The 7,459-nt window shown below is 63.2% G+C and carries 5 protein-coding genes; all 5 read right to left on the reverse strand.

Annotated features, from left to right (window positions below):
* A partial coding sequence (locus NKI61_RS31600; RefSeq protein WP_352842285.1) for a beta strand repeat-containing protein occupies positions 1 to 3,882 on the reverse strand: 3,882 nt, incomplete at its 3' end.
* A gap of 1 nt (position 3,883) precedes the next feature.
* Positions 3,884 to 4,303, reverse strand: a complete 420-nt coding sequence (locus NKI61_RS31605) for a hypothetical protein (protein WP_023673694.1) — start codon at positions 4,301 to 4,303, stop codon at positions 3,884 to 3,886.
* A 233-nt stretch (positions 4,304 to 4,536) separates the two neighbouring features.
* Positions 4,537 to 5,472, reverse strand: coding sequence for a helix-turn-helix domain-containing protein (locus tag NKI61_RS31610; RefSeq protein WP_352842286.1), 936 nt, complete (start codon positions 5,470 to 5,472; stop codon positions 4,537 to 4,539).
* Positions 5,473 to 6,281: 809 nt separating this feature from the next.
* The gene (locus NKI61_RS31615) at positions 6,282 to 6,482 is read right to left on the reverse strand and encodes a hypothetical protein (RefSeq protein ID WP_023684556.1); all 201 of its coding nucleotides are present in this window, start codon (positions 6,480 to 6,482) and stop codon (positions 6,282 to 6,284) included.
* 289 nt (positions 6,483 to 6,771) lie between these two features.
* Positions 6,772 to 7,459 (reverse strand): L,D-transpeptidase (locus tag NKI61_RS31620; RefSeq protein ID WP_352842287.1); only part of this gene is annotated, 688 nt, incomplete at its 5' end.

Raw genomic sequence — 7,459 nt, forward strand, 5'->3', positions numbered from 1 at the left:
GGTATAGGCAACGCCGTTGATCGTGGTGCCGGTGGTGGCGACCGCCGCCGCCGTCGTCGAGCCCGCGCCGAGCGCGACGCTGCCCGGCTCGTTGGCCTTTGCGCCGGCGCCGAGCGCCACCGCCTGCGCTCCGTTGGTGGTCGCGTTGGTGCCGAGGGCGATGCTGTCGGCCTGGTTGACCGTCGAATTCTGGCCGATCGCGATGCCTCCCGGCGCCGTCTGCTGCACGATGGCGCCATTGCCGATGCCGATGCCGTTGTCGCCATTGACGGTGGTGCGCGGACCGACCGCAACCGAATCGACGCCGACCGCAAGCGAATCCGCGGCCGTCGAATTGGCGTGGAAGTACAGGCTCCCCGTCACCGCGAACGAGCTCAGCGCGCCCTTCAACTGGCGAAGCGTGACCGCGTCCTGGTCCTGCGTGCCGTCGGCCACGTTGATGATCTGGCGATAGGAGGTGGAGGTGCCGACCGAGACGGCGCCGAGCAGGCTCATGTCCGCGGTGTTGTAGGGAATGAGGCCGGTGCCGGAGAGGATCGATCCCGATACGGGTGCGACCGCCCGATCCGAAACCGAGCCGGCGCCGAGCGCCACGCCGCCGATGACGCTGGCCTGGGTGTCGCGGCCGAGCGCCAGCGCATTGTCGGCGCTCGCGGTCGCCTGGTAGCCGAGGGCGGACGAGCCGATCCCTTGCGCGAAGGAGTCGGCGACGGCGAGCGTCCGGTCGTTGGTGCGCACATAGCGTATGCCGTCGCCATTGGCGTCGGTGTAGGCCAGCGAGGTGTCGCCGGTAATGTTGCTGATCGAATTGCCGAGATTGGTTATGTCAGCCGTGTTGGCGGCAATGTCGGTCGTGTTCTGCGTCACCTGCTGGTTGGTCGCAAACAGCTGCGAACCATTGACCGCATCGGTCGAGGAGCCGCTCAACTGCCCGGCCGCGACGTTCTGGATCTGGCGTTCGGCGCCCACCGAGCCGACCGAGAATGCACCAGCGGGCGTCGCGCCGGCGAAGGTGTAGGCAACGCCGCCGATCGTGGTGCCGCCGACCGCCGTGGTCGCGGTCGACACCGCATTCGCGCCGATCGCCACGTCGCCGGCATTGTTGGCCACAGCATTCGGGCCGATGGCAACGGAATCCGTCCCCAGCGCCTGCGAATCCGCCAGCGTCGAATTGGCGTGGAAATACTTGATGCCGCCGCCCGTGCTGATGCTGTTGATCGTGTTGCCGAGATTGGTGATGTCGGCGGTGTTGGCGGCGATGTCGGTCGTATTCTGCGTCACCTGCTGGTTGGTGGCGAAGAGCTGTGAGCCGTTGATCGCGTCGGTCGACGAATTGCTGAGCCGGCCCGCCGCGACATTGGTGATGGTGCGTTCCGCGCCGACCGCGCCGACGCTGACGGTGCTTGCCGGCGTCGTGCCGGCGAAGTTGTAGGCGACGCCGCCGATCGTCGTGCCGGCGGTGCCGACCGCCGCGGCGGTTACCGAGCCCGAGCCGAGCGCCACGTCGCCGGCGTTGCTGGCGTTGGCGAGGGCGCCCAGCGCGATTGCATTCTGGGCGCCGGCATTCGCTCCTACGCCGAGAGCGGTCGCTTGAAAGGCGGTTGCAAACGCGTTCTGGCCGATCGCGGTGCTGGACGTGGCTGTGGCATTGGCGTTGGCGCCGACGGCGGTGCTGTATTGGCCCGAGGCCTTGGAGATGTATCCCATCGCCGTTGCGTCAAGCGCCGATGCGACGGCGCCGCTGCCGAAGGCCGAGGCGTTGGCGTCGGAGGCGCTCGAATTGGTGCCGGCCGCGATGGCGTTTGTCCCCGTCGCGGTCGCGACTGGTCCGATAGCAACGGAGTCCGTGCCCGTTGCGGACGAGTCCGCCGCCGTCGAATTGGCGTGGAAATACTTGATGCCGCCGCCGGTGCTGATGCTGTTGATCGTGTTGCCGAGATTGGTGATGTCGGCGGTGTTGGCGGCGATGGCCGTCGTGTTCTGCGTCACCTGCTGGTTGGTGGCGAAGAGCTGCGAGCCATTGATGGCGTCGGTCGACGAATTGCTGAGCCGGCCCGCCGCGACATTGGTGATGGTCCGCTCCGCGCCGAGCGCGCCGACGCTGACAGTGCTCGTCGGCGTCGTGCCGGCGAAGCTGTAGGCCGTGCCGCCGATCGTCGCGCCGCTGGTGCCGACCGCCGTCGCGGTCACCGAGCCCGAACCGAGCGCTACGTCGCCGGAGCTTGCCGTCGCCGTCGCGCCGTTGCCCAGCGCGACATTGCCGGCAAGGCCGGCTGCACCCGCCGTCGAGCCATTGCCCAGCGCCACGGAGCCTTGCCCGACGGCCTTGTTGTTGTTGCCGATGGCAACCGCGCCTGCGGCCTGGTTTGCGGCTGTGGCGGTTGCCGTGCCGTCGCTGTTGGCGATGTTGTTGGCGCCGCCGGTGAAGGCGCCGGTGCCGCTGGCATAGCTCGGATCGCCGATGGAGACCGCGCCGTTGCCGTAAGCCGTGTTGCCCGAACCGATGGAGACGGCCTTGCCGCCCGTGGCCGTCGCGGCCGTGCCGATGGCAACCGCGTCGGCGGAATTGGCGACCGCCGCATTACCGATCGCCACGGCGTTGGTGGCACTGGCCTTGGAGCCGATGCCGAGCGCGGTGCTGGCAATCCCGCTAGCGGCGGCGCTGACACCGGCGGCAAGAGAATTGTCTCCCGTCGCATTCGCGCCGGACCCGAATGAGGAGGCGTTCGCGCCGCTGGCGACAGCCGTGTTGCCGATCGCTGTGCTGGCGGAGCCACTCGCAACCGAGGTAGCACCCATCGCCGTGGCGAAAGCGCCCGAAGAGAGCGAATTGGTACCGATCGCGATGCTGTTGGGCACAGCCGTGTTGGCCTGAACGCCCGCCTGCGCGCCCGTGCCGAATGCGATGGACTGGTTGCCCCATGCACTGGCTCCTCTACCCACCGCTGCGGCGTTCGTTCCCGTTGCTTTGGTCAGGACGCCAATGGCAAGGGCGTTTTGCTGATTTGCTGTGACATCCGTGCCAAGGGCGATGGCGCCTTGGGCCAAGGCCCCTGACCCCGCAACGGTGCGCGCTCCGATATTGATAGAGTTGATATCGGACGCCACCGACTGGAAGCCTATCGCGATGGCGTTTTGACTGCCTGCATTGGCGTTGGTACCTTGGGCAAGGGAATCGATCCCGCTCTGGGTTGCTTGATATCCAAGCGCCATACCGCGCAGGCCACTAGCACTGGACTGATAGCCCATGGCGTATGCGTATTGGGCGCTGGCTACCGATCCGTAGCCAGTGGCGAACGCATAATTGTTGCTGGCCGTGGCGCCGACACCGACCGCGGTGGAGTTCGATCCCGAAGCGTGGGAGTTTGTGCCCAGTGCGCTGGCCCCGGCCGCAGTGGCGTCGGACTGAACGCCAATTGCTACCGTATTGATGTTGTTTGAAATCGCGCCGCCGCCGATCGCCACCGCGCCGCCGGTGCCTGTGGCCTGCGCATCCTGGCCGATTGCCACTGCGTATTGCGTTGACCCGACAGACCGGGTCCCGATCGCAACAGCATTGAGCTGAGAGGCCGTCGCGGCCGGGCCGATAGCGACTGAGCCACTGGCCGTCGCGGTGCCGCCGCCGGCGGCATACTGCGCGGACGCCGGGGTGGCGATGCTCCCGAATGCGATTGCACCCAGCGCCGCTGCCGCAATTCTGCCGCTGCCCAGCGTGCCAAGCCCCAGACATTTGCGTCGCATGCCGAGCACGCGGCACGCGTTGCGCAGCACCGCCATCAGGCGGCGCCGCACCGAGCGGCTGTCGGCCGCGCCCGCGATCCAGTTTCCGACAAAGCTTGAAGAAAGTTCGATCCTTCTCCGCCCCTCGACGCGTTTGGTCATGCTAGTTTTTCCTCGCAATTGCCGAGGCGCTCTGATGTGCCGCACCATTCGCCTCGGTGGCCAAAAAATCTTCGAAATTGCGCGTCTTCTCCCGCAACGAGAGACCGACCTTCGCGCCTTGTTTTTCAATCAGCTGATAGGCGCTCGCGACCCATGGCTGCGTCGGTTCTGGAACCGCATGCAGTGCAGCCTCCGTCCGTTCCGGCGGCAGGTTTACCGCCACCAGCGCGCGGCAGAGATCGAAATGAAATCCCGGATCGCCTTCACCACAAGCCGGAGAGGTCAGTCCAAGCACGAAACAGGCCAGGAGATGGTCGAGTTCCGCAGCGCTGATCCGGCTGGCGTATTGGCGTTGCAGTGCAGCCCAGGCCGCTTCGGCCTTAGGCGCGAAGACCTCGATTTCCGCGAATTGAATGTCCATGGGACAATCCGACATGCTGTATCATCTGGTTGCTCCCCCGCCCCAAATGACTTCAATCGCGACCATGAGCACATTCGCGGTGCAGGTATTTTGGAATAATCCGGAATCTTTGTAGGAAAATCCGGTATTTGGTCCCTGCGCGACAACTGTGACTGCTCTGCCACACAACCTTCGACTATACTGAAGATCAATCGAGGTATCGCCGCGGACAATCATGCGCGCCGCAACAGTCGTTAACGTTGCAGCTTCACCTGCCTGGGGGTTCTGTTCCGGTATCTGGACATGGTGACTGTCAAGTGGCTCTGGTCCGAGAATCCACTGAGATGAGCGACTTCCGCAATCGACAGGTCGCTCTCGATGAGAAGTTTTTCGGCGAAATCGAGACGCAGCCGCAGCAGGTATTTGTGCGGCGGCTCGCCAAAGGTCTTGGTGAATGCCGGGATGAAATGGCTCGGCGAAAGGCCACAGAGTGCGGCCAGCTCGGCCACCGCGATTTTGCTGGAAAAATTTACCTCCAGGAATTCGCGCACCCGCCGGGCGCTGCGGTTCGACAGACCGCCCTTTGGGGCTTGTGGCAACTTTCGCGCTCCTGCGTAGTTCCGAAGCAAATGGACGCCGAACATGGTGACCAACGAATCGATATAGAACTCGTTTGGAGTTTCCCGATCCGTCAGTTCCGCCTTCAGCAACTGCGCGAGTTGCAGCGCTTGGAAGTCGACGGTCCCGTACGGCGGCGGCTGAAGCTCGGCATGGCCGGTGTCGAATTCACGCGTTGCCAGCTCGAAGAGACTCTCGGGGGTGAGCGCCACGATTACGCTTTCCGTGGTGGATGACCGAGTCACCTTGCCGCCGAGGTCGGCTGGGACGATCATGATCATGCCGACGTCGCCGTCGTATTCGTGGACTTTGTCGCTGCCCAGCGATGCCGCAATCCCTGGTGAGGGTGTAAGCAGAACCGAAGCGAAATGTTCCGCCGCTTTGAATCTGTGTGATCCCGGCCCATGAACGACATGTGCCGCGCCGCCTCGAAACGTGACCAGGTAGCGCCCCGCGCTTTCCGGAATTCCGTCGAAGATGCGACGATCCGCGCGCCGCCGCTCTGTCCCGGCGCTTTCCTGGACGTTGCCTCTATGTTGCATCTTCGTCTCTGCCACTGCTGCGCCGATCAATCCAATCCTGTGCTGTATCGAGGCGCCCAGAATTCACGTTTGCTCCTGGGCGTTCCTTCGAATCCTACAGATGCTGCTTTATATTGCAAAGAAGAATTTGAGCTCAAATGAAAATTTTACCAGGATTTTGACTATAAATTTACAGGTTTGAATTTTTAGCCAAGGCTACCTGACTATTTTCCGATCTTATCTTACCATTTTGCCTAGTTATTGTGCATAGTGTGCCGTCGCAATCCAGCGTTGTATTCCGAATATAGATCGCGCGGCCATTGACAGAGCTGGTCGACTATCTGTCATTGCCACGGACGATCCGGCAGCAGTTATCGCCGGAATCATGGCTTCTTTCCCTTGTGCTTCTTCATGGCGGTGGCCAAATGGCCTTGATCCGAAAATCCCGCGAGGTAGGCGACTTCGGCGATGGCGACCCTCCGGGAGCGATCCAGGGCTGCGGACAGAGCATATCCCGCTCCCCCGCATGGTTGCTCTTCTGGGATTGGCATTTTCGGGCATTATGTCCGAGGGCGTGCCGATCGACCCGATCGGCGCCTGCGCTGCGTTCCTGAACCTCGCCCGCATTTTTCATTCAGCCTTGCCTCAGCCGCTTTGCCAGCCCATCGAAATTCCGTGCCGTGCAAACAGCCAACCCGGAAATCCGGACGGTAATTTGTATCCCCCATAGTCCTGCCCAAAGGCAGCGTAGCGCATCCCGTGGATAGAAAAAACATTGTAAGTGAAGAAAAAAGTTCGCGCGAGAAAAACATGGCCTGGCTTGGCCGGCGCTACGGAATTATCCGGCTCACGCAGGCCTGCTAAAGATCGCCTCGGCGTTTCTCGTACAGATCCCAGGACAGCTCGACCATGGCCAGAAGAACGTCTTCCTGGCTCCACCCGGCGGCAACCGCCGCCTCGACAATTCCGCGGACGAGCGGCAGCAATTGGCGCTCGCATTCGGCCGACAGGTTGGCCTCGGCGCCGTCGGCAGGCGGACTATCGAAATCAAATCCCACCATCGGCGTTCCCCCGCCATCAATGATCTAATGAAATGTATGTCTCTGCAATCATACTCCCGTCTAATATACATCAATCGGTAACGAAACACAGCAGCGTCGAGATTGACAGGGCATGGCCGCCCCGATTGCAGCGGCTCCATGGTTCGTCTGGACGTCTTTTTTGGCCTCCTGTTGCCGGCATTGCACATCTTGGATGCGAACCCCAGGCATTCGCGTAAAGCTATCGGGATCCTGGCGAGCTTTGCCGCATGGAGCGGAACCTGCCGCTTCATGGCATCGATGAAGTCGATCAGGTCACCGGGCCGAGCAGGACCGAGCCATCCGGCACCCCGCCATCGATCGGGATGGCTCTGCGGTTTGCGCTCGCCGCCATCGGCTGGCCGATGTCGGACGTCACGATGACCGGGCTCTTCGACGGCACGCGGTCGTAGAGGTCGATGATGTCCTGATTTATCAGGCGCACGCAGCCTGACGAGACGGATTTGCCGATCGAGTTCCATTCCGGCGAGCCATGCAGGCGGTAGAGCGTGTCGACGTTGTCGTGGAACAGGTAGAGCGCGCGGGCGCCGAGCGGGTTCTTGAGGCCGCCGGGCATGCCGCCGTTCTTGGCGCTGTATTCTTCCAGTTCAGGCTGGCGGGCAACCATCTCATCGGGCGGCGTCCATTTCGGCCATTTCTGCTTCCACTGGACGACGGCGTCTCCCGACCATTCGAAGCCGGCGCGGCCGAGGCCGACGCCGTAACGGATCGCCTGGCCGCCTTCGCGCACCAGATAGAGGAAATGGTTGGTCGTATCGACGATGATGGTGCCTGGCCGCTGGCCGGTCGGATCGGGAACGATCTGGCGCAGGAACTGCGGGTCCATCTTCTTGATCGGGATGGCCGGGAGCTCGAACCCGCTGTCGGAAATCGGGCCGTACATCGTCGCATAGTCGCCGAGCGGCGGCTCGTCATAGGTCGGCGGTGGCGGTTCGACC

This window comes from Mesorhizobium sp. M0514 (assembly GCF_040321145.1).
In the GTDB taxonomy this organism is placed as follows: Bacteria; Pseudomonadota; Alphaproteobacteria; order Rhizobiales; family Rhizobiaceae; genus Mesorhizobium.

What these genes read in the sequence shown, in the direction of transcription:
- NKI61_RS31605 (WP_023673694.1), bottom strand. Translation starts at nt 4,303, where the DNA reads ATGGACATTCAATTCGCGGAAATCGAGGTCTTCGCGCCTAAGGCCGAA.
- NKI61_RS31615 (WP_023684556.1), bottom strand. Translation starts at nt 6,482, where the DNA reads ATGGTGGGATTTGATTTCGATAGTCCGCCTGCCGACGGCGCCGAGGCC.